Raw genomic sequence first — 1033 nt, forward strand, 5'->3', positions numbered from 1 at the left:
CGGGATTCCATCCATGTCAAGGGTAGGTAAGGTTTTTCGCGTTGCATCGAATTAATCCACATCATCCACCGCTTGTGCGGGTCCCCGTCAATTCCTTTGAGTTTTAATCTTGCGACCGTACTCCCCAGGCGGTCTACTTCACGCGTTAGCTGCGTTACCAAGTCAATTAAGACCCGACAACTAGTAGACATCGTTTAGGGCGTGGACTACCAGGGTATCTAATCCTGTTTGCTCCCCACGCTTTCGTGCATGAGCGTCAATCTTGACCCAGGGGGCTGCCTTCGCCATCGGTGTTCCTCCACATATCTACGCATTTCACTGCTACACGTGGAATTCTACCCCCCTCTGCCAGATTCTAGCCTTGCAGTCTCCAATGCAATTCCCAGGTTGAGCCCGGGGATTTCACATCAGACTTACAAAACCGCCTGCGCACGCTTTACGCCCAGTAATTCCGATTAACGCTTGCACCCTACGTATTACCGCGGCTGCTGGCACGTAGTTAGCCGGTGCTTATTCTTCAGGTACCGTCATTAGCAAGAGATATTAGCTCTCACCGTTTCTTCCCTGACAAAAGAGCTTTACAACCCGAAGGCCTTCTTCACTCACGCGGCATTGCTGGATCAGGCTTTCGCCCATTGTCCAAAATTCCCCACTGCTGCCTCCCGTAGGAGTCTGGACCGTGTCTCAGTTCCAGTGTGGCTGGTCGTCCTCTCAGACCAGCTACTGATCGATGCCTTGGTAGGCTTTTACCCTACCAACTAGCTAATCAGATATCGGCCGCTCCACGAGCATGAGGTCTTGCGATCCCCCACTTTCATCCTTAGATCGTATGCGGTATTAGCGTAACTTTCGCTACGTTATCCCCCACTCCAGGGTACGTTCCGATATATTACTCACCCGTTCGCCACTCGCCACCAGAGCAAGCTCCGTGCTGCCGTTCGACTTGCATGTGTAAGGCATGCCGCCAGCGTTCAATCTGAGCCAGGATCAAACTCTTCAGTTTAATCTCTGTTACTTTGCCGTTTTACCGGCA

The 1033-nt window shown here is 52.0% G+C and carries 1 rRNA gene; it reads right to left on the bottom strand.

Annotation, left to right across the window (positions count from 1 at the left end):
• A 16S ribosomal RNA gene (locus tag GCM43_RS25435) occupies positions 1–1003 on the bottom strand; the annotation flags it as partial.
• Between the last annotated feature and the right edge of the window lie 30 nt (positions 1004–1033).

Origin of the sequence: Janthinobacterium aquaticum (assembly GCF_009208565.1) — a bacterium.
In the GTDB taxonomy this organism is placed as follows: domain Bacteria; phylum Pseudomonadota; class Gammaproteobacteria; order Burkholderiales; family Burkholderiaceae_D; genus Janthinobacterium.